Origin of the sequence: Hyphomicrobium sp. 2TAF46 (genome assembly GCF_052114865.1) — a bacterium.
Classification (GTDB): Bacteria; Pseudomonadota; Alphaproteobacteria; order Rhizobiales; family Hyphomicrobiaceae; genus Hyphomicrobium_B.
Window position 1 is genome coordinate 93,283 of the sequence record NZ_JBFRFO010000001.1, and the last position, 21,862, is coordinate 115,144.

The following is a 21,862-nucleotide window of genomic DNA, read 5'->3' on the forward strand; positions in this document are numbered from 1 at the left end:
CTTTTCGGGGGAACGGCCGCATGAGCGATGACCGGCCATTTGATTTCTCGATACTTGACCACATTGGCGCGCCATTTCGCCATTTCAAGGCGGGCGAGAAGATCTTCCTCGAAGAAGATCCCGGCGACGCCATGTACATGGTGCGATCAGGCCGGGTTGACATCATCACCTATGGCACGGTGCTCGAGAACGTCCGCACCGGCGGCATTTTCGGTGAGATGGCGCTGATCGACGATGGCCCGCGAAGTGCGGCAGCAATGGCCGCCGAACCAACCGAAGTCGTCGCGATAGACAAGCCGGCATTTCTAGCCGTCGTGCGCAACGACCCGCAATTCGCACTACGCGTCATGAGCCTGTTGGCGACCCGCCTGCGGCGAATGAATATGCACATATGAAAATGCGCGGCGATTGCAACGAACCTGCCGCGCATGACGTGAGAGCGTCAGCAGCCGTGACGCCACATGCAACGGCGGAAACGCGGGCCGCCCCAACCCCAGCGATCGGCGCAGATGCGGCGCCACCGCCAGCAGGATCGCCGGAAATCCACCTGCGTCGCCAGTGACTGGTTTGTCTCGAGACCCTTTAGGGGTGCTAACGGGGCAGCTTGCGAACCGGAACTCGCCGCGGACAAGCCGATAGCGACAACGGATGCAGCCAGGAGCGGTGCAATACGCATGTTCATCTCCGAAATTTAATCGAACGCATTTAAGAAACGCACGCAACAAACGTGCGCGAAAAATGTGTCGTCTAAAAACTGAATGAACACTGAATTAGTCAGAGTTTCTGCAATAATCGTCACGCAGCGAGTTGAAGCTTGGGTTGCGGCACGTTATTTGCCAAACTCTGGTGCGCATCTGCGAGAAGGCGAAGGATAATATCCTGCCGATTATAGAGGTTTGGATAAGCCTGCCGCAGTTCGTCCAGCTTTTTTAGCGCGTCGCTGTTCAAGCCGATATGAACGATATGGTACATGGCGCTGCTCCGTAGGCTGCATTTGATGCAGCCCACCGCACCACAGCGCGGCTATCGCCGCTGTTCCCCGCGAAACGCTAAGCGATTTTGGTCCTCAATCGAGGTCCACCAGACCGAGCGCGGCAAGCGAAATAAATGCGGCGATCATCAAAATTCCGACGAGCAAGACCAACGCCGGATAGAACGCCGCGAAGACCACGCCTACGCGCCAGCCGGTTGCAGAACGCAAACTGATCGCAGCAGTCGGCAGCGCTGCCAAAAAGAAAATCGCAACGACGAACGGATCGAGCCTCATGACCAAACTCTCAAAGTACGCCACTTCAACACAGCTATCCTAGCTTGCCAGATGTGGATGCCCGCGCCAGTCAACGGCAGCTAACGAGACGCAATCCGCAGCAAATGGAAATTTTCTGCTGCGTACCATCGTGGACCGCGAAGCACCGGCGGCAATACCGAAGGTGAGAGCAATGGCTCCGGTCGATTTGGCGCATAACCGATGTTTTCCGAACAGCCTAGAAAGCAGCGGATGAAGGCTTCGCGCTGGTAAATCGCCCACCCGAAAAGTCCTGATGTTTCCCAAGTTACAGCGGTCCTCTTGCCAGCCCGCTTTATCTCCCGCATCGTTTGAAATCAGTCGCGAGAAGGCCGTCGGAATGCACCCCAAGGTACGCCATGCCCTGCTTTATACCGGCGTCAACCTGGCTTCGACCGTCGTCGATTACACGATCTTTCTCAGCCTCACATACCTCTTCGGGTTTCCCGTTCTTGCGAGCGTCGCCGCTTACTGCGTGGGAATGGTCGTGAATTTCGCGCTGACGACGAACTTCGTCTTCCTGCATGACATGTCGCACAAATCGCGGCATCGGCTGTTCATGGAGTTCGTCGGAACGTCACTCCTCGGCTTGCTCCTGACTGCCGGCATCATCTGGCTGACGGTGCACAACATGAACATGCCCCCGATCGAAGGCAAAACGATCTCTCTGCTGATCTGTTTTGCCTCGCTGTATTACGTCCGCACGCGTGTCGTCTTCAGCAAGAACACGAATACAAGCGAGCCCGCCGACGCCGAGCCAGCTTCGCAAGCCTGAACGCTTGGCGCTAGAGCAATTCCAGCAAAAGTGCGCAGCGGTTTTGCGTCCGGAATTGCGTCAAAACAAAAGGCTAGAGCGTTTTCGCGATTCAAAGAAAAGCGGAAAAGCTCTAGAAGTTGACGTGCTGGATCACGTAGCTGCCGGCCGCTGCGATCAAGCCCGCGATCAGCACGTAAGGCAGGATGGAAACGAGAACCATCAACAGCTCGACAAACGCCTTGAAGATCTGCTCCGCCGCCGCCCAGAGCTGGAAGAAACCCTTGTAAAGCACGTAGATGATGGCGATCACGACAAGCGCGAGAACCGCGATTTTCCAAACCGGCAGCGCTTGCCAGTTCGATTGAAAGATCGCCAGCATCTCGCCGAATGACCACTGCCAGACAAGCTCGACGAACCTGAAAATGGCCGTGATGCCCTGCTGGAGCAAACTGACGATCTGATCGATGATCTGCTTCACGGCCCGTCTCCCTCGTGCTTTTGCGCCCTTAACAACGCATTAACTCTGTACTTGGTTCTAGTGTGAGCATTGCGATTTTCGCGAGGTCGCATCGAAAACCTGCGAAGCGTTGCATTTTTCGCATCGCTTGCCGAAAATGTTGCGAAGTTCCGATGGCTCCCCTATAAACCCACCCAGAGCCGCCCGGCGAGGCATGCCGTGGCGGTTCTTATGCTTTTGAAAAACAAGCGGAAACCGCAAAAAGCACCCTTCGCAGGACCGGCAGCTTCGCAGCTGCCGAGAGTGCTGACGCCGAAAGGCATCTGCACTTCAGGCCGTAAGGCCTGTCGGGCGCAACCCGAGCCGCCAGCACTTCGGACCTTTAGGTCCGAGGCCGCAAGGCGGCCCCGGCGCAAGCGCCGCCCCCGCGGAGGGCCAGGATGTGAAGCGCGCCAGCGCAAGCATCCGGCGGGCCCCGTGAGCGAAAACTAAGGACAAGCAAAATGCCTAAAATGAAGACGAAGAGCGGCGCCAAAAAGCGCTTCAAGATGACCGGCACGGGCAAGGTTGTTGCCGCCCAGGCAGGCAAGCGTCACGGCATGATCAAGCGCACGGCGAAATTCATTCAGAAGGCGCGCGGCACAGGCGTGCTGAACGATTCTGACGCGAAGATCGTCAAGAAGTACATGCCCTATAACCGCTGAGATCTCCCGGCGCTTGGCGTTGGCTTCCAAGGAAGCCCCCAAGCGGCAAACGAAATCTCTTCCCATCTTGAAGCACTAATTCCAGGAGTTTTCTCCAATGGCCCGCGTCAAACGTGGCGTTACCGCCCACGCCAAGCACAAGAAAGTCATCAAGGCCGCCAAGGGCTTTTATGGCCGCCGCAAGAATACGATCCGCGTTGCCAAGCAGGCGGTCGAGAAGTCGCAGCAGTACGCCTATCGTGACCGCAAGCGCCGCAAGCGCAATTTCCGCGCGCTCTGGATCCAGCGCATCAACGCTGCCGTCCGCGAGCACGGCCTGACGTACGGGCGCTTTATCAACGGCCTGACGAACCTCGGCATCGAGGTTGACCGCAAGGTTCTCTCCGACATCGCGATCAACGATCCGGCGGGCTTCAAGGCACTGGTCGACAAGGCTGCAGCCGCCGCCTCTTCGCCGGTCGCAAAGGCTGACCAGGACAAGGTCAAGAAAGCCGCTTAATCCTGGCGCCGCCGTTCGGCTTTCAGTTTTGTTGGTTTTCAACTGTTACCCCACTTCCCCTCCCCAGCGGGGAGGGGTTAGGGGTGGGGAGAAGCCGCGAAACCACTGATCGCAAAGCGAACTCATGGCGCAAAAATTAAGTCTTACTGCTATCAGCCCGCCTAGCTCTTCACCCCACCCCAACCCCTCCCCTGAGGGGAGGCGTGTGATAAGTGCATCGGCTTCGGGTTCCGACTCGAGGGGATTCCTATGAGCGGTGCTAACGACCTCGCAGTCCTCGAAAAAGATCTACTCGCCGAGATCGCGAGCGCCGGCGACTTGGCCGCGCTCGACGCGGTCCGCGTTTCGGCGCTCGGTAAGAAGGGCCGCGTGTCCGAGCTGATGAGCAAACTCGGCTCGCTACCCCCGGAAGAGCGCAAAAGCTTCGGCCAGACCGTCAACACGCTGAAGTCGAAAGTCTCCGACGCACTCGATGCCCGCAAGGCGGTGCTGGAAACCGCCGCGCTCGATGAACGCCTCAAGACCGAGCGCGCCGACGTCACGCTGCCGGTGCGCCTTGGCCCCGTCGCCGAGGGCCGCATTCATCCGGTCAGCCAGGTTCTCGACGAGGTCGTCGAGATCTTCGCCGATATGGGCTTCTCGGTCGCCGAAGGTCCGGACATCGAGACCGACGAGATGAACTTCGACAAGCTCAATATCCCGGCCGAGCACCCAGCGCGCCAGGATCACGACACCTTCTATTTCTCGCCGAAAGCTGATGGCTCGCGGTTGCTGCTCCGCACGCACACGAGCCCCGTGCAGATTCGCACGATGGTCGCGCAGAAGCCGCCGATCCGCATCATCGCGCCCGGCCGCGTCTACCGCATGGACAGCGATCAGACGCACACGCCGATGTTCCATCAGGTCGAAGGCCTCGTCATCGACGAGTCGACCCACATGGGCCACCTGAAATGGGTGCTCCAGGAGTTCTGCAAGGCCTTCTTCGAGGTCGATGAAGTGAAGATGCGTTTCCGCGCTTCGCACTTCCCATTCACCGAGCCTTCGATGGAAGTCGATATCGGCGCCGAAGCGATCGGCAAGCCCGGCCAGTGGCTCGAAATTCTCGGCTGCGGCATGGTTCATCCGAACGTGCTTCGGAACTGCGGTCTTGATCCCGAGAAGTATCAAGGCTTCGCATTCGGCGTCGGTCTCGACCGGTTGACGATGCTGAAGTACGGCATCCCCGATTTGCGCTCGTTCTTCTCCGGCGATTTGAAGTGGCTGAGCCACTACGGCTTCTCGATGCTCGACGTCCCGACCCTCGGCGGCGGACTGAGCAGTTAGTGCGTACAGAGCTTGACGTGCACGGCGCATATGAAGCATAAGGCCCGCACTCAACTCCGTGAATCGACGATATGAAACGCGCACGCGCATATTTGTTTGCAGATCGGCGTCCAGAAATGGGCAGTCTGCAACCGCGCTTGGCCTGCGTCGATCGGATCGGAGTTGATGGAGTTACATCAAGGTAACATCCAATAATTTCTCGGACCTCGATGTGGGCCTCCCAGCAAGCGCTGCGGAGGTTTTTTTGTTTTCATAATCATAAAAATGGTGAACGCAATGGAACGTTCAGATCCCTACAAGGCGCGCGCCCGCGAACTTGCAATGGCTGCCGGATACGCCGATCCTGATGTGAAAGTCGAAAGGCCCGGCATGAAGGCATGGCCTGCCTGGTGCCAGTTCCGTCAGGCCGCCCGCGATGAGCACATGGCGCACGAGGCTGACGCGGCGGGCGCCGAGATTGCGGCACTCAAGCCGCAAGACGCAGCATATCACGACAGCCCGCTGACCGTCATTGGCGAGCACGATGCAGCGACGGTCGTGCAAATGCGCAACTGCATGAGCGTTGGCAATGCCGTCGCCGGCGTCATTTGCGCCGACGGGCACCTTGGCTACGCGCAGCCCGTCGGCGGCGTGATCGCTTACGAAAAGCAGATCAGCATCTCCGGTGTCGGCTTCGACATCGGATGCGGAAACATGGCCGTGCGCCTTGATACCCGCTTCGAAGAAATCGAAAGCCGCGTTGGAAATATCGCCAAGGATATCGCGCGCATCGTTTCGTTCGGGATTGGACGTTCGAACAACGAGCGGGTTGAGCATGAACTGTTCGACGATTCCAATGCTTGGAAGGCCTCCGATATGGAGGCCTATCGGCAGAAGGCGGTCAACCAGATTGGCACGGTCGGATCGGGCAACCACTATGTCGACTTGATGCGCGATGAAGCAGGTTACGTTTGGATCGGCGTGCATTTTGGCAGCCGTGGCCTCGGCCACACGAGCGCAACGCGTTACCTCAAAGCTGCGGGCGGAAAGGAGGGTATGAACGTACCGCCTGCAGTGGTTGATGAGGATAGCGAGCTCGGGCAGCGTTACATCGCTGCGATGGAACTTGCAGGCCGCTATTCGTATGCCGGCCGCGAGTGGGTGGTGGAGCGCGTACGTCAGATCATCGGTGGCACGGTGACCGACATGGTCCACAACCATCACAACTACGCTTGGCGCGAGACGCACGACGGACGCGATTTATGGGTTGTCCGCAAAGGCGCAACGCCGGCATTTCCCGGGCAACGCGGCTTCGTCGGGGGCTCGATGGGTGATGACGCAGTGATCCTCGAGGGCGTTGACAGCCCTGAAGCAAAGGCGTCGCTCTATTCGACGGTGCATGGCGCTGGACGTCTGTTTGGCCGCAAGGAAGCCAAGCGCCGGTTCTCGCGCGACGAAATGGACGCCTGGCTCCAGCGGCGCCGGGTGACGCTCATCGGTGCCGACCTCGACGAAAGCCCGATGGCCTACAGGCGCCTGGATGAGGTTCTTGCGTACCACGCGACATCAACGCGCGTGTTGCACAGGCTGACGCCTTTTGCCGTAGTTATGGCCGGAGAGGGCGAGTTTGACCCATTCAAGGACTGAGCGGCATCGCAGGTGGTAGCGGACCAGGATTGAACCCGCTATCACCTTGTCGCGAATTCTACCCACCCCTACCCCCTCCCCGCTGGGGAGGGGAATTCTGGTTACGAGACCTACGAAATGAAATTCACGTTCTCCTGGCTGAAGGATCACCTCGACACGGAGAAATCCGTCGACGAGATCGCGACGACGCTGTCGGCCATCGGCCTCGAGGTCGAAGGCATCGAAGATCCGGCGAAGCTTCTCGGCGCCTTCAAGATCGCCCGCATCGTCGAGGCGAAGAAACATCCGAACGCGGATAAGTTGCAGGTCGTCCAGGTCGAAGTCGCCAAGGGCGAGCCGCTGATGGAAGTCGTCTGCGGCGCACCGAACGCCCGCGCCGGCATGGTCTCAGTGTTCGCGCCGCTCGGAACCTACATTCCAGGTTCGAAAATCACGCTCGAGAAAAAGCCGGTTCGCGGTGTCGTCTCGAACGGCATGATGTGCTCGGCCGCCGAGCTCGAGCTCTCCGAGGAAAGCGACGGCATTCTCGATCTGCCCGCGGATTGGGCCAATAACGTGGGCGCGCGCTATATCGATGTCGTGGGTCTCAACGATCCCATCATCGAAGTCAAACTGACGCCGAACCGTCCCGACTGCACCGGCGTGCGCGGCATCGCGCGCGATCTCGCGGCCGCAGGAATAGGGAAGCTGAAGCCCGAGCCGAAGCTTGCACCGCTTAACGAAGCCTTCGACTGCAAAATCCCGGTCAAGCTTGAGTTTACACCCGAAACGGCTGATGCCTGCCCGGTGTTCGCCGCGCGAACGATCCGCAACGTCGCGAATGGTGCGTCTCCCGATTGGATGCAGAACCGGCTGAAAGCTGCAGGCTTGCGCCCGATCAACGCCCTCGTCGACGTCACGAATTACATCTCGCTCGATCGCGGCCGCCCTCTGCACGTCTACGACGCACACAAGATCAAGGGTGCGCTGCATGCTCGCCTCGGCAAAAACGGCGAAAAGTTTCTCGCACTCGACGGCAAGGAATACGTTGTCGACGACACGATGTGCGTAATCGCTGACGACAGCGGACCATTGGGTCTCGGTGGCGTCATGGGCGGCGAAAGCACGGGCTGCACCCCCGAGACCAAAGCTGTTCTCATTGAGAGCGCCTGGTTCGATCCCGTCCGCACGGCCGCGACAGGCCGCAAGACCGGCCTCGTGACCGACGCCCGCTACCGGTTCGAGCGCGGCGTCGATCCGGCTTCCGTTCGTCCCGGTCTCGATCTCGCCACCGACATGATCCTGAAGTTTTGCGGAGGCGAAGCCTCGAAAGCCAAGGTCGCCGGCAAAGAGCCGATCGAAGAGCGCGTCATTCCGTTCGATTTCGCGCGGGTCGAGAAGCTGTCAGGTGTGAATCTCACCGAAACGGAAATCTCCAATACGCTCAAAGCCCTGGGCTTCACGATTTCAGGCAAGCCGAACGCCGCGAAAGTAACGGTTCCGACGTGGCGGCCTGACGTCCACGGCCCCGCCGACCTCGTCGAAGAAGTCGTCCGCATCGCCGGTCTCGACCGCATCCCAGCGACGCCGCTGCCCCGCGCTGACGGCATCGCGCGCGCCGTCCTCACCGAGAAGCAGAAGCGCGCCCGTCGCACCCGCCGTCTCCTCGCAGCCCGCGGCTTCGTCGAAGCCGTGACCTGGAGCTTCATCCCGAAGGAGCAGGCAACGCACTTTGGCGGCGGCTCTCCGGCGCTCGACCTCGGAAATCCCATCTCCGTCGAAATGTCGTCAATGCGTCCGGTACTGCTGCCCGGCTTGCTGACTGCCGTGACGCGCAACCGCAATCGCGGACTGGCCGATGTTGCCCTGTTCGAACTCGGCCAGGCCTACCGCGGCGAGCAGCCGGAAGATCAGTACACGAGTGCCGCAGGCGTCCGCGCCGGAACGGCGCGTTTGGCTGGCGCGAACCGGCACTGGGACGGCAACGCCAATGCCGTCGGCGTCTTCGATGTGAAAGCCGACGTCTTCGCAGCGCTGTCCGCGCTCGGGTTCGACCCGACGAAGGCGCAAGTCACGCGCGACGCCCCGGCATGGTATCACCCGGGCCGCTCCGCAGCGCTCAAGCTTGGCCCGAAGACCGTGCTCGCCTATTTCGGTGAAATTCACCCGGCGACGCTCAAGGCGCTCGACGTCGAAGCCCCGGTTTCCGCTTTCGAAATCTTCCTCGACGCCCTGCCGCCGGAGAAGAAGAAATCGCGCGCCAAGCCGCCGCTTGCCGCATCCGATCTGTTGCCGGTAACACGCGACCTCGCCTTCATCGTCCCGAAAGACGTCGCCGCAGGGGACGTGGTGAAAGCCGCAGCCAATGCCGACAAGACGCTGATCCGTTCCGTCAACGTATTCGACGTTTTCGAAGGCGGCAGTCTTGCGGCCGAAGGAAAGAAATCGATCGCCATAGAAATAACGATCCAGCCTGCGACGGAAACGCTGACCGATCAGGCGATCGAAACGATAACCAAAAAAATAGTAACGGATGTTAAGAAGGCGACGGGCGGCGAACTGCGTTCCTGACAATGCCGCCGACATGACTTTGCGCATGAGGCCAATATGAATTTGCAGGCTCCCGCTACCTTGCCCGAAGGCACCACCGGAAAGCAGCCCTATCGTATCGTCATCGTCGGCGGCGGCGCGGGGGGACTAGAACTCGCGACCCAGCTCGGCAAAAAACTGGGCCGTACCGGCAAGGCAGAAATTACCCTCGTCGATCGTGCGCGCACGCACATCTGGAAGCCCCTCCTGCACGAGATCGCGGCGGGCAGCATGGATACCGGTCGTCATGAGTTGTCCTACCAAGCTCAGGGGCACTGGCACGGGTTTCGCTATCGCTATGGCGAAATGATCGGGCTCGACCGCGCCAACAAGCGCGTGCATCTCGCCGCGACCTACGACGAGGAAGGCCGGGAGATTACGCCGGACCGGTGGTTCAGCTACGACACGCTCGTCATCGCGATCGGCAGCATTTCAAACGATTTCGGAACACCGGGCGTGGCGGAGCATGCGATCATGCTCGACACGCCGGAGCAGGCGAAGCGGTTCAACCGGCGTCTTCTGAACGCCTGCGTTCGCGCCTACGCGCAGCCAGGCCCCGTAAGAGATGGCCAGCTCCACGTTGCGATCATCGGCGCCGGCGCGACAGGATCGGAGCTTTCGGCGGAGCTGCACCACGCGGCCCGTGGGCTTATCGAATTCGGGCTCGATAAGCTCGATCCCGAAAAAGACTTCCAGATCACGCTGATTGAAGCGGCGCCCCGCATTTTGCCCGCGCTTCCCGAACGCCTTTCCGCCGCGACCGCGAACATCCTGCGCGGCATCGGCGTGGATATCCGTGTCGGCAGTCCAGTCACGAAAGTCACCGCTGAAGGCGTGACGCTCGGCAACGGCGAGTTCATTCCGTCCGAGCTTGTTGTCTGGGCCGCTGGCGTCAAAGGCCCTGACGTGCTGTCAAAGCTCGACGGCCTTGAAGTGAGCCGTATGAACACGCTCATCGTCAAACCGACGCTGCAGACGACGAAGGACGACAACATCTTCGTCATCGGCGATGCCGCCTACTTGCTGCCCGACGGCGAAACGGCCCCGATCCCTCCGCGCGCCCAGGCAGCGCATCAGGAATCGAGCCACCTCGTGAAGCAGATCGAGCGCCGCATGAACGGCGCGACGGATCTGGCGCCTTTCAAATACCGCGACTTCGGTTCGCTGGTTTCTCTCGGCAAATATTCGACCGTCGGCAATTTGATGGGCTTCATCGAGGGCAAGTCGCTGCGCATCGAAGGCTGGTTCGCGAAGATAATGTATCGGTCGCTTTACAAGATGCACGAGGTCGCGCTGCACGGATACATCAAGGTCGCACTGGACACGCTCTCGCGCCTGCTGACCCGCCGCACCGAACCGCAGGTCAAGCTGCACTAATTGCCAACGGCGATTGATAGCAGTGATCGAATATGACAACGCCGGCGGCTCGCAGAACACGAGCCGCCGGCGTCATCGTATAAAGCCAGCTAGCTACGCCCGCGCAGCGCCGTCAACAGCTCAGCAGTCGGATAGCTGTCAGCCGGCAAGCCGAATTTCATCTGCATTTCTTTGACGGCCTTGCGCGTGCCCGCGCCAAGCTTGCCGTCGATCTCGCCGACATCGAAGCCTCGGCGCTTCAGGAGGTTTTGCAGCTCCTTGAGCTGTTCATAGCTGAGCGAGGCGACATTGCCGCTCTCTCGGCTGAGGTTCGGCGCGCCCGCCATACGCGCAGCAAGATGTGCCGCCGTCGTTGCGTAGGTCAGAGACTGGTTCCACTGCGTGTAAACGAGGAAGTTCGGGTAGGCGAGAAAGGCCGGGCCGTTGCGTCCCATCGGCAGCAGGAGCGAAGCCTGAAGGCTATCGGCCGGAAGCCGCTTGCCGCCGATACCTTCGACGCCCCACGTGGCCCATTGCGAGCGCGGCAGTTGAATAGCCAAATCGGCCTTATCCCAAGGCAGCTCCTTCGTGAGGCGGACCTCCTCGAGCCACGGCTCGCCGCGACGCCATCCCATCGACGCGAGGAACTTCGCCGTCGATCCGATGACGTCGGCATTGCTGCGAATGAGATCGACGCGCCCGTCACCGTCGTAATCGATGCCGTAGTTGAGATAGTGGCGCGGCAGGAATTGCGTCTGACCAAGTTCGCCCGCCCATGAGCCGATCATCTGATCCGGGGTCAGATCACCGCGCTGGACGATCTTCATCGCCGCCTTCAGCTCTTCACGGAACATATCGCCGCGACGGCAATCCCACGCCAACGTCACGAGTGAATGCATGACGGGCAGCTTGCCCATGCCGCCGCCGAAGTCGCTTTCGAGAGCCCAGAACCCGGTGATGACCGCGCCCGGCACACCGAACTCTTGCTCGGCACGATCGAAGATGGGGCGAAAGCGCTGCAGGTAAGTGCGGCCCATCTGCTCGCGGCCTTTGGTGGCGAGCTTGAAATAGAAATCGATGAACGTCTGGGAGAAGAAGCCCTGCTTCCGGTCGCGCCCGATGGTGCCCTGATCCGGCGTCATGCCGCCGATCGTCTCCTCGATCGTCTCCGGACGAATGCCCTCGGATATGGCTTCGCGCTTGAAGTCGGCGAGCCAGCGGTCGAACGGTATCGTGTTCTGGCAATTGCGCTTGTTCGGCGGCGGCGGCGGAGTGCTTTCCGCACTGGCGGTCGCGGAGAGCCCCGCGAGCATGAGTGATGCCACCGAGAAAACGAGAAAACCTGCGCGCATGAGATGCCTTCGGCCATTGATGAGAGCCGGCACTTTTGCCAGCCGCCTGGAGAGCGTCAAGAGACTATGGCCTGAGTGAGGCCTTCCAGGCCTCTTATCTAAGCGCTGCCGATAAGGATGCCCACCATAAACACGATGAGGCCGCCGACCACGACTTCCGACGCCGCGCGCCAGAACCGCGTTTCGCTGAAACGTGAGCGAATTCCAGCGATAATCCAAAGCTCGAAGAAAACGACGCAGACGGCAATTGTGGTCGCGGTCCAGAAATCCGGAATGAGATAGGGAAGTGTATGTCCAAGACCGCCAAGGGCTGTCATCAATCCTGTGACCGAGCCGCGCAGCCACGGATGGCCGCGCCCCGAGATCTCCCCATCATCGGAAAGAGCCTCGGCGAAGGCCATCGATATCCCGGCGCCAACCGACGCAGCGACGCCGACGAGAAATGTCTGCCAGGTATTATGCGTGGCGAAGGCTGCAGCAAAGATCGGCGCCAAGGTCGAGATCGAGCCGTCGATCAGGCCCGTCAGTCCGGGCTGTACATATTGAAGCACGAAAGAGCGCCGCGCCGCTTGATCTTCGCTGATTTTCGCTTTGTCGGTCAGCTCTACGGCAGCGACGTCGTGGGCAATCTCGATATGGTCGTTTTCGGCCGCAATCAGATCGCCGAGAAGCTTGCGGATCTCAGCGTCGGAAGCGCGCGCCAGTGCAGACTGATAGAAACTCCGCGTCTCCGCCTCGATCTGCTCGGCCTGCCGGCGCACCTTCTCGATGCCGAGCGGCCGGATCATCCAGATCGGATCATGGCGAACGAAGCCGGTTACGTCCTGACGGCGAATGAGCGGAATATGGTCGCCGAACTTCCGCTGAAAGAGATCGATCAGCCAGCGCCGGTGCTCGTTCTCTTCCTCTCCAAGCTCCTTGAAAATTTTCGCCGACGCCGGATAGTCGGCGGCAAGCCCCGCCGCATAATCCGCATAAATGCGGCCGTGCTCTTCCTCCAGCGAAATTGCGAGCGCTAGGATTTCGCGTTGATCAAGATCTTTGAACTGCCGCATTGGCCCTTACCCTAGAATTAGAATAATTCTAATCTATGCGCAATTCGCATGCAGGGCAAGCGATCTCTCCGCTGGCCGCCAGACCATCGTCCAAACGAACATAAACCGTCCCTGGAGCCGTTGTGTAAGCCGCGCAGCTAGGCGACTGCGTTGGCCCCCGGCGCGCCCGCCGCGCTCTCCTTGGCGGCGGCACGCTCAACCGCATTGCCGCTGCGTTGCTGATACTTGTTTTTGAGCGCATCCCATTCGATCGATAGTGAGCCGCCGCTCAAACCATGCTGACGATCCCAGTTCGACAAGAGATCGATGCACGCGTGATCGATGTAATCGAGATCTTCGATATGGACGTGAACCTGCGCGCCAGGCTTCAGCCCCTCGAGCGCCGACGCGAGCATCGGCAGGCGAACGAGCGTCGCCGATCCCTTGAGATGCATGTCGACCCGATTGTCCGGCCCATCCTGCGTCGTGATTTCGAGATGCGAGAACGCATAGACGAGTTTCAGAAGCGACAGCCCGAGGCCGACGAGCACGCCATCCAGAAGGTTCGTCAGCACGATGGTGACGACTGTGACCACGTAGATCCCGACTTCGGCCCAACCGAACGATCGCAACGTCGGCAGGATCTTCGGATACGCGAGCTTGTAGCCCGTATAGACGAGAACCGCAGCGAGCGCGGAAAGCGGAATGAGCTTCAGCACCGTGGGAAAGAACGCGACGAGAAGCAGAAGCCAGACGCCGTGGAGAATTGCCGACCATCGCGTCTGCGCTCCCGCCGCGACGTTTGCGCTTGAGCGAATGATCACGCCCGTCATCGGCAACACACCGAGAACGCCGCAGATCGAATTGCCGACCCCCTGCGCAAAAAGCTCCTTGTCGTACTTCGTGCGTGGCCCGGTGTGCATCTGATCGACGGCCGTTGCACAGAGAAGCGTTTCCGCGCTCGCAATGAAGGCAATGGAAACCGCGCCGACAATCATGCCGGGATCAAAGATGCTCATGAGCTTCGCGGGCGTCGGATACATCTGGAGCGACCATTCCCAGATGTTGCTTGGAACATCGACGAACTTGATCGATTCCAGCCCGAGAAACTTCGCCGCGATCACCGCCACGATGACGCCGACCAACGGCGCAGGCATGAGTTTCATGGATTTGGGTGAATAAGCGCTCCACCCGGCGATCGTGACGATGGTCAGCAATCCGACGAGCCCGGCTGTTTGACGTCCGTCACCGCTGCGGATCGCATCGAGAAAGGCGTTCGGGATTCCGATCAGGTTCTGCACGCCGCTGCCGATCGGTTTGCCGTCGAACATGACGTGAAACTGCGAGGCGAATATCAGCACGCCGATGCCTGCGAGCATGCCGTGAATGACGGCCGGCGACACCGCGCGGAACCATTGGCCGAGCTTCAAATAGCCCGCCAGCATTTGAATGAGCCCGGCAAAAAGCACGATCGTGCCGAGCATGGCGGCGCCGTGCTCTTGAACCAGCATATAGACGAGAACGGTGAGCCCGGCGGCCGGCCCACTGACTTGCATAGGCTGGCCGGAGATCGTCGCGACGACGATACCGCCGATGATGCCGGTGATGATGCCCGTCGTCGGTGGCAGGCCCGACGCGATCGAGATGCCCATGCACAATGGCAAGGCCACCAGAAAAACGACAATCGAGGCGAGAAAATCGCGTCCAAATACGCTTGCGGCGCGCGCCGAAGCCGGGTTCGACATCGTCATAGAGCGTTCCCCGTGCTAGCGCGAAGCCTTCGCGCAGACTGTTATTGTTTTTGCGCGGAACATTGTCCGCGTGCGGGCTTTCGCGGCCGAAACGATAGACACAGCGAAACGCCGCCGCAACAGGATCACCCGGCAGAAAAGTTGCGGCATTGCGATATATCAAACGATAAAAGCGCCGGTTCCACAGGGAACCAGCGCCTTGAATCTTCAAATTGCGGGCGACGTCAGCGCACTAGCGCGCGTTGCCTCTGCCACCGGGAGACCTGCTTCCCGGCGTCTGCTGACCGTCCAGCCATGTGGACATGGCCTGCTGCCAGCCCTTCTGCCACATCTCCGCTGCTTGCAGCCAGAACTGCACAGGGTTGACGGCCCCGCCGCTGCCAAAGTCGGGGAAGGCGCCGCCGTTGGTACTTGAAAACGGCGGGAAACCGGAGCCGGCACCAAATCCCGGTACGTTCGGGAAGTTCGGGAACGTCGGAAAGCTCGGCATTTGCCCAGGATTGCCTAGCGCCTTCACCTGCTTCTCCCAAACATCCATGACCTGATCGACGGCTTGGAGTTGCAGCTTCGACGCGCTTTGCATCTGCTTCCGGCTAAGTTCGACGAAATCCGTGGGCCAACCAAGAGATTTGGCCGCCTCCGCCATCTTGTCGAAGACAGCGTTGCTGTTTTTCTCTCCGAGTTCGGCAAGCTCCGCCCGCCAATTGGCCATGGCGTCGAACGCCTGAGTGACTGCCTTTTTCGCATCATCCCCGAGCTTGGTAAAAGCCGGGTTCGCCTCGAACGATGAATTCGCCATATCGGTTCTCCAGGGGCGCCGGGGAGCACAAAGGGCGCGAGAAGGTTTCTGGCACACCGCCACCGCTCCCGCCACTCTTATCGACGTGCGGCGATCAATCAGGCCCTGCAACCCCCTCAGTGGCTTAACGCCCCTTTTGCCGGTCAGTTCCGGGTGCTATGAGCCCCGCCCATGACAGCCATTTCACATATTCGAAATTTCTCGATCATCGCCCACATCGATCACGGCAAGTCGACGCTTTCCGACCGGCTGATCCAGCTTTGCGGCAATGTCTCAAATCGTGAAATGAAGGAGCAGATCCTCGACTCGATGGACATCGAGCGGGAACGCGGCATCACGATCAAGGCTCAGACCGTCCGGCTCGATTACCGGGCGAAAAACGGCGAGCTTTATCAATTGAATCTGATGGACACGCCCGGCCACGTCGACTTCGCCTACGAGGTCTCGCGATCGCTCGCCGCCTGCGAAGGGGCCATCCTCGTCGTTGACGCGAGCCAAGGTGTCGAAGCCCAGACCCTCGCCAACGTCTACCAGGCGCTCGACAACAATCTCGAGATTCTCCCCGTACTTAACAAAATCGATTTACCGGCCGCCGACGAGGATCGCGTCAAGCAGCAGATCGAAGACGTGATCGGCATCGATGCCTCGGGCGCGATCGGAGTCTCGGCCAAGAGCGGCCTTAACGTCGAAGCCGTGCTCGAAGCCATCGTCGAACGCCTGCCGGCCCCGAAAGGCAACCCGAAACTGCCTTTGAAGGCAATGCTGATCGACAGCTGGTATGACGCCTACCTTGGCGTCATCGTGCTTGCCCGCGTCATCGACGGCACCCTGAAGAAGGGCCAGCGCGTGAAGTTGATGGCAACGGACGGCAGCTATCAGGTCGAGCGCGTCGGCATCTTCCGGCCGAAACAGGAAATGCTCGATGAGCTCGGCCCCGGTGAGGTCGGCTTCTTCACTGCCGCCATCAAAGAAGTTGCCGACACCCGCGTCGGCGATACGATCACGGACGAAAAAAATCCGACCCCCGAGGCCCTGCCAGGCTTCAAGCCGGCGCAACCCGTCGTCTTCTGCGGCCTCTTTCCCGTCGATGCCGCCGATTTCGAAGACCTGCGCGAGGCAATGGGCAGGCTTCGCTTGAACGACGCCAGCTTCTCGTTCGAAACGGAAAGCTCGGCAGCATTGGGCTTCGGCTTCCGCTGCGGCTTCCTGGGTCTTTTGCACCTTGAGATCATCACGGAGCGGCTGGAGCGCGAGTTCAACCTCGATCTCATCACGACGGCGCCGAGCGTCATCTATCACCTGCATATGAATGACGGCACGACCGTCGAGATGCACAATCCGGCCGACATGCCGGAGATCCCGAAAATCGATCACATCGAGGAACCGTGGATCGAGGCCACCATCCTCGTCCCCGACGATTACCTCGGCGCCGTGCTGAAGCTATGTCAGGACCGGCGCGGCCGCCAGAAGCAGCTCACCTACGCCGGCTCGCGCGCCATGGTGGTTTACGAGTTGCCGCTCAACGAAGTGGTGTTCGATTTCTACGACCGCCTGAAGAGCGTCTCGCGCGGCTACGCGTCCTTCGACTATCACATCAAGAATTACGAGGAAGGCGACCTCGTGAAACTCTCCATTCTCGTCAACAGCGAGCCGGTCGATGCGCTGTCGATCATCGTGCATCGTTCGCGCACGGAAAGCCGCGGCCGCTCGATGTGCGAGAAGCTGAAGGAGCTCATTCCGCCGCATCTATTCCAGATTCCGATCCAGGCCGCGATCGGCGCCAAGGTCATAGCCCGCGAAACGATCAAGGCGCTCCGCAAAGACGTCCTGGCCAAGTGCTACGGCGGCGACATCTCACGAAAGAGAAAGCTGCTCGACAAGCAGAAAGCCGGCAAGAAGAAGATGCGCGAGTTCGGAAAAGTCGAAATCCCTCAAGAGGCGTTCATCAACGCCCTCAAGATGGACGACAACTAACCACTCAGGTGCTGCCGCCCGTCAGGGTCGGGGAATCTACTGGAAGCCGCCTAGGCTCTTCATCACTTCGTCCGAAGAAGTCCGGCGAGGCTGCTTCTGGGCGCTCGTCGAACGTCCTGTCGATGGTCGCACTGCCGGCTCGGGCTTTGGAACAGGTAAGCCTGTTTCAGGGTCGATCACGACCGTACCGGTCGCGGCATTCGACTCACCGCCAGCTGCGCCATCCGGCGGAAGAGGCTCGACCGATATTTTCGGCGTCAACACAGTGTTACCCGGCGCGTCCTGAGGCTTCGCGGCATCTTGCGGCTCTGCCGCTTGCGCGGGCGGATCGCTTCCCGTCGATGGCGATTGCGGCGGCACGGGCGGCGTAGCGGGCAGCACGTTAGGTTGTGCGTGGGTCGGCGTATTCGCAGTCCCGGCCGCGTCGGTGTTGCCAGGCGCCAAACGTTCCGCTTCCTTCTTCTTCGCAGCCGCTAGCGCCGCTGCGCGCTCGGCAGCGAGCTTCTTCCGGCGTTCCTTCTCCAGACGAACACGCTCTTCATCGATGCGCCGCGATCGCTCGAGCTCTTCGACATTGCGCTCCATCTGCCGCACGACGAGTTCGCGCTGAAGGCTGGCAACATCCGCTTTGACGGTCAGGCCGCCGAGATTGTCGAGCGGGCCGTCATAAAGCACCACGACGGCAGGCAGCGGCCCCTTCGGAGCCGGCGGCGTCCAATTCGACAGCGGAATTGCTGGCGGCGGCAAGGGCCTGACGTTCGATGTAAGCTGGAAAGCCGCGTTCATGTCGAGCATCGCGAGATCGGCGGTGACGTTGCCCTCCAGCTGACCGTCGGCGCTGTCGAGCACGAACTTGTCGAGCCTGATCGAGCCATCGGCGATCGAAACGGCGAACTCGCGATTGCCGATCGTCAGCTTCGATGTATTGAGCCCATTGGCTAGAGCCGCCGATATGGCTCGCTGCTCGTTCTGCAATTTTCCGCCAAGAATATCGTCGACGATTTGTGCGACGGTCGCGGTCGATGGGCCTGAAATTTGCGCGTCCGCAAATTTCGCGTTGCCCGTGCCCGTCATGACCGCGACGAGACCGGCCGGACTTTGCGCCCGTGCCTCCGCTTTGAGATCGATCGTCGCCGTGCCCTTCCCTGTCGCGCTGACCGCCGACAATTTGGCTTGATCGAGTTTCAGCGTCGAAGCGAAGGCGACCCCGTTCGATGCCTTCTCGAAACTGATATTCCCGCTCAACCGTCCGCCGGCTGCCAGAGCGTTGAGATCGCTTACGGCAAGCTTTCCGGGACCGAGCATCAACGTCAGTTTGCCGTCGTGCGTTGCAAGGCCACCACTCAAATCGAGCGTCTTGAAAGCGATCTTGAGCGTCGCGTGCGTGCTGCCGAGCGCCGCGAAATTGAACAGCCCCTCGGGCCAGATCGGCTGCGCATCCGCCGCAGCATCGTTATCAACATCTGATCCAGCCGTCGCCGCCGGTTGCTGCGGCCGGGCGTCGGTGACGGCCGCGAGCAGGCTCTGAAACGCGACGCGATCCGCATCGATGTTGCCATCGACCTGCACGGCTTCGGCCTTCGGCGTGACAGTCAAATGAGCGGCAAGGGTCGACATGCCGAGTGAGAAGTCGCGCGTCGCGAGCGTCCAGGCATTTGCGTCGTGACCAATTTGCAGCGAACCACGCGCCGCAACGTCTTCGGCTCCGCTCGGCAGCGAAATCCCGGCAGCAACGAGCGCGTCGGTAAATTGCGCCGCCTTGAAGTCGAGCGTTCCGTCGAGCGCCAGCTTGGCATTTTCCGGCCAGCGCGTCTTGCCGGTGAAGCTCATATTGAAATCGGGTGACGTGATGTCCGCACGCGCTTCCGCGTCAGCGCCGATAATCCCCGCCGTGACGAGCGACGCACGAGACTTTTGAGCCGCCTGATCGGCGCTGACGGCCCGGTCGCTCACGCCGCTTCGACCAAGAGTCGTCAGCAGCGACGATAACGACGGCGCATCGAGCGAAGTGCGAATTCGGCTGGGCTGCGAGCGCCACCCCCCGAGACCACCATCGAATTCCGCCGTGCCGGTGAGGTTGGCGCCGTTCAATAGTCCGTCGAACGTCACGTCCGTCGCCGTCGGCGACCTGAGGCCGAGCCGGATGAGCCCGGCGATCTTTCCGGCTTTCAATCCGGTGAAGCGCTCCTCGCCGAGCACGGTCGAAAGCCCGGCCTTGCTCACCAGATCGCGCATCGCGTCGGGTGTCCCGCCGACGAGATCGAACGCGAACGTGCCGGCCGGTCCGCCATCGCGCGTCTCGACGCGGCCTTCGAGTTCGATCGAAAGTCCGTTCGCCGTGGTCAGCCGCGCCACGGGCAGCTTGACGTCGCGGCCTTCGATCGCAAATGAAACATCGACATCGCGATAGGTGACGTCGCCGTCAGTCAGCCGGCTGGCGATGACGCGCAGCCGCACGTCACCAGGCAAAACCGCGCGCGGATCCTCTGCACCCTCGACTTTGTGGAGACCAAGCGACCGCCGGAATTCACTGTTCAAGGCAGCGGCAATTTTCGGGAAAACCTCTCGCGTGTCGAGATCCGCAGCCTGCAATGTCAAATCCGTCAGCTGCCGGTCGCCGCGCAGGATCTTGAGTTCACCGGCGAGCGCCCGGCCGGACAAATCTCCGGAGGCATCCGTCAAAGCGAAGTGCGTGTCATCGACTTCGAGCTTGCCGGCGGCCGAATAAGAACCGTCGGCGTTGAAATCGATCGGAACCCCGGACTTTTCCGCCCACGCTTTGAGACGTCCGAAACTGCTGCCGCCGATGAACGCATTCCCGGCAAAGCTGAACTTGCCCGCGTTGTTCTTGAGGTCGCCCGCAAGATCGAGCCGCGACCCGCCGGGCAGGCTCACCTTGAACGTATTGAGATGCGTGATGGTACCTTGCCGGACTGCATCTATCGATAGGCCGCCCGCGTTTTCGCCGCCGACCTTCACCTGTTCGAGATTGATCTTCGCAGTCGCCGTGCTGTCGCCTGCAACGGATTGCATCAAACCGCCGGTAAGTTGCTTGAGCTTCGCAAACGAAGCGCTTCCCTGCCCCGCGCCCGCAAGCCTGTCGATGTCGAGCCATTTCGATTGCAGTGAAAGATCGAGCCGGGGCGACGCTGTCCAGGTCGCGACAGCCGATCCCGTGATCATTTGCGGGGCGGCGGAATCGTCGAGCGACAGCGCGAGCTTCTCGAACTTTGCGCCGAGCGCATCAGCGGTGACGTCCGCCTTGAGATCGAGGAGCGGCGGCGCCTTGCCAGCGGTGGCAACCGTTTCGCTACCGGGAATGGCTAGTTTCCCGGTCCAGTTGCCCTTGAACGTCGGCTTGTTGCTCAAGTCTGAAACGCGGCCGTCCAGCATGTAGGCAATGGGCGAGCTGTCGCCGCGCGCGGAAACCTTGAGTGCAAATGCTCCATCGGGGCCAGGAATATCGGTCGCCAATTTGACGTCGTGCGCGGCTCCCGACCAGGAAACCAACCCCTTGAAACGGAAGGGACCTTTGAGGCCGTCGGCCGACAGTTCGCCGTCGATGCCGTCCAATGATGCGACACGCTCTGACGCTGCGTTGTAGATGGATATCGCACCATCCCGGAGCCGCACCGAGCGAAGCGCCACGTCATGCGGCACGAACGGCAGATCGCCCGGCTTTAACTCGATGTTGGTCCAATTCCCGCCGCCCCTATCATCGACGGCAAGTGTCAGAACCGGCTTATCGAGTTCGATTTGACTCGCTTCCAATACCCCGCGCAGCAGCGCGGGCCCCGAAAGCCACATCGTGAAGCTCTCTGCGCGGACGAACGGCTCGCCCGTCTGACCGGTCAGGTTGGAGATGCGAACTTTCTCGAAGCGAACGTATGGGACTGGAAGTAGCTTCAGGTTGACGGAACCACCGACGCGGACATCACGGCCAAGGACCTTCGAAGCCTCCTCCTCGAAGACGCCGCGATATCCGTTCCAGTCGACGAAATTGGGTACGGCAAAAAGCGCCGAAAGAACAACGACCAGGAGGCCGCCAAAATATAATAGCCCATTGTTCATGAACGTCTCTTTGAGCCGCGCCCGAAACGCAAAGCACACTGGCGGACATCATTGAAATAACGTCCCTGCCTTGTACACCTGTATGGCACGGCGGCAGTTCACTCTGAACTTGAAATTTGGCTCAATTCCAACGGGCATGTACCGGTACGCCCACAAATTGAATTGAGAACCTTAGATCATAAGCTTAGCGGATTTGTAAATGTCATAGAAGGTCGTGGAATTTTCCACGCTGGCGAGATCGACAATTGACGGCTTACGATCGACTTCGCCACTCGCGAACGGCAATAGAGCGATCCCAAGGTTCGA

Annotated in this window: 17 protein-coding genes; 9 read left to right on the forward strand and 8 right to left on the reverse strand. The window is 60.5% G+C overall.

The genetic code is table 11. From position 1 onward, the window contains the following. Positions 1–20: 20 nt before the first annotated feature. Positions 21–395, forward strand: a complete 375-nt coding sequence (locus tag AB4Z24_RS00445) for a cyclic nucleotide-binding domain-containing protein (RefSeq protein WP_441705013.1) — start codon at positions 21–23, stop codon at positions 393–395. A 400-nt stretch (positions 396–795) separates the two neighbouring features. On the opposite strand, the gene AB4Z24_RS00450 is transcribed toward AB4Z24_RS00445, so the two are convergent. Beyond that, positions 796–972: a hypothetical protein gene (locus AB4Z24_RS00450; RefSeq protein ID WP_441705015.1), complete on the reverse strand. Its 177-nt coding sequence runs from the start codon at positions 970–972 to the stop codon at positions 796–798. Positions 973–1,066: 94 nt separating this feature from the next. Beyond that, positions 1,067–1,267, reverse strand: coding sequence for a hypothetical protein (locus tag AB4Z24_RS00455; RefSeq protein ID WP_290993610.1), 201 nt, complete (start codon positions 1,265–1,267; stop codon positions 1,067–1,069). Between the two features lie 358 nt (positions 1,268–1,625). On the opposite strand from AB4Z24_RS00455, the gene AB4Z24_RS00460 reads away from it, so the two are divergent. Further along, positions 1,626–2,060, forward strand: a complete 435-nt coding sequence (locus tag AB4Z24_RS00460; RefSeq protein ID WP_441705017.1) for a GtrA family protein — start codon at positions 1,626–1,628, stop codon at positions 2,058–2,060. A 112-nt stretch (positions 2,061–2,172) separates the two neighbouring features. On the opposite strand, the gene AB4Z24_RS00465 is transcribed toward AB4Z24_RS00460, so the two are convergent. Then, entirely contained in the window at positions 2,173–2,520 is a 348-nt protein-coding gene (locus AB4Z24_RS00465; RefSeq protein WP_441705019.1) for a hypothetical protein, read from the reverse strand. Between the two features lie 482 nt (positions 2,521–3,002). On the opposite strand from AB4Z24_RS00465, the gene rpmI reads away from it, so the two are divergent. The 6 genes from rpmI (at position 3,003) to AB4Z24_RS00495 (ending at position 10,596) form a co-directional block, all read left to right on the forward strand. Next, positions 3,003–3,203, forward strand: coding sequence for a 50S ribosomal protein L35 (rpmI, locus tag AB4Z24_RS00470; protein WP_015596609.1), 201 nt, complete (start codon positions 3,003–3,005; stop codon positions 3,201–3,203). Between the two features lie 97 nt (positions 3,204–3,300). Next, positions 3,301–3,702: a 50S ribosomal protein L20 gene (gene rplT, locus AB4Z24_RS00475; protein WP_045837307.1), complete on the forward strand. Its 402-nt coding sequence runs from the start codon at positions 3,301–3,303 to the stop codon at positions 3,700–3,702. Between the two features lie 249 nt (positions 3,703–3,951). Beyond that, complete coding sequence (gene pheS, locus AB4Z24_RS00480) at positions 3,952–5,025, forward strand: phenylalanine--tRNA ligase subunit alpha (protein WP_441705022.1); 1,074 nt, start codon at positions 3,952–3,954, stop codon at positions 5,023–5,025. A gap of 276 nt (positions 5,026–5,301) precedes the next feature. Continuing rightward, positions 5,302–6,651, forward strand: a complete 1,350-nt coding sequence (locus tag AB4Z24_RS00485) for an RtcB family protein (protein ID WP_441705024.1) — start codon at positions 5,302–5,304, stop codon at positions 6,649–6,651. Positions 6,652–6,768: 117 nt separating this feature from the next. Next, positions 6,769–9,201, forward strand: coding sequence for a phenylalanine--tRNA ligase subunit beta (gene pheT / locus AB4Z24_RS00490; protein WP_441705026.1), 2,433 nt, complete (start codon positions 6,769–6,771; stop codon positions 9,199–9,201). A gap of 36 nt (positions 9,202–9,237) precedes the next feature. Next, positions 9,238–10,596, forward strand: a complete 1,359-nt coding sequence (locus tag AB4Z24_RS00495) for an NAD(P)/FAD-dependent oxidoreductase (protein ID WP_441705028.1) — start codon at positions 9,238–9,240, stop codon at positions 10,594–10,596. An 89-nt stretch (positions 10,597–10,685) separates the two neighbouring features. On the opposite strand, the gene AB4Z24_RS00500 is transcribed toward AB4Z24_RS00495, so the two are convergent. The 4 genes from AB4Z24_RS00500 to AB4Z24_RS00515 form a co-directional block, all read right to left on the reverse strand. Further along, on the reverse strand, positions 10,686–11,927 hold the full coding sequence (locus AB4Z24_RS00500; RefSeq protein WP_441705030.1) for a lytic murein transglycosylase: 1,242 nt from the start codon (positions 11,925–11,927) through the stop codon (positions 10,686–10,688). A gap of 98 nt (positions 11,928–12,025) precedes the next feature. Next, a complete protein-coding gene (mbfA, locus tag AB4Z24_RS00505) occupies positions 12,026–12,982 on the reverse strand; it encodes an iron exporter MbfA (RefSeq protein ID WP_441705032.1) in 957 nt (318 codons plus the stop codon). 137 nt (positions 12,983–13,119) lie between these two features. After that, on the reverse strand, positions 13,120–14,712 hold the full coding sequence (locus AB4Z24_RS00510) for a SulP family inorganic anion transporter (protein ID WP_441705034.1): 1,593 nt from the start codon (positions 14,710–14,712) through the stop codon (positions 13,120–13,122). A 232-nt stretch (positions 14,713–14,944) separates the two neighbouring features. After that, on the reverse strand, positions 14,945–15,511 hold the full coding sequence (locus tag AB4Z24_RS00515) for a hypothetical protein (protein WP_441705036.1): 567 nt from the start codon (positions 15,509–15,511) through the stop codon (positions 14,945–14,947). A 171-nt stretch (positions 15,512–15,682) separates the two neighbouring features. On the opposite strand from AB4Z24_RS00515, the gene lepA reads away from it, so the two are divergent. Beyond that, a complete protein-coding gene (lepA, locus tag AB4Z24_RS00520) occupies positions 15,683–17,485 on the forward strand; it encodes a translation elongation factor 4 (RefSeq protein ID WP_441705037.1) in 1,803 nt (600 codons plus the stop codon). A 36-nt stretch (positions 17,486–17,521) separates the two neighbouring features. On the opposite strand, the gene AB4Z24_RS00525 is transcribed toward lepA, so the two are convergent. Then, entirely contained in the window at positions 17,522–21,556 is a 4,035-nt protein-coding gene (locus AB4Z24_RS00525; RefSeq protein ID WP_441705039.1) for an AsmA family protein, read from the reverse strand. Between the last annotated feature and the right edge of the window lie 306 nt (positions 21,557–21,862).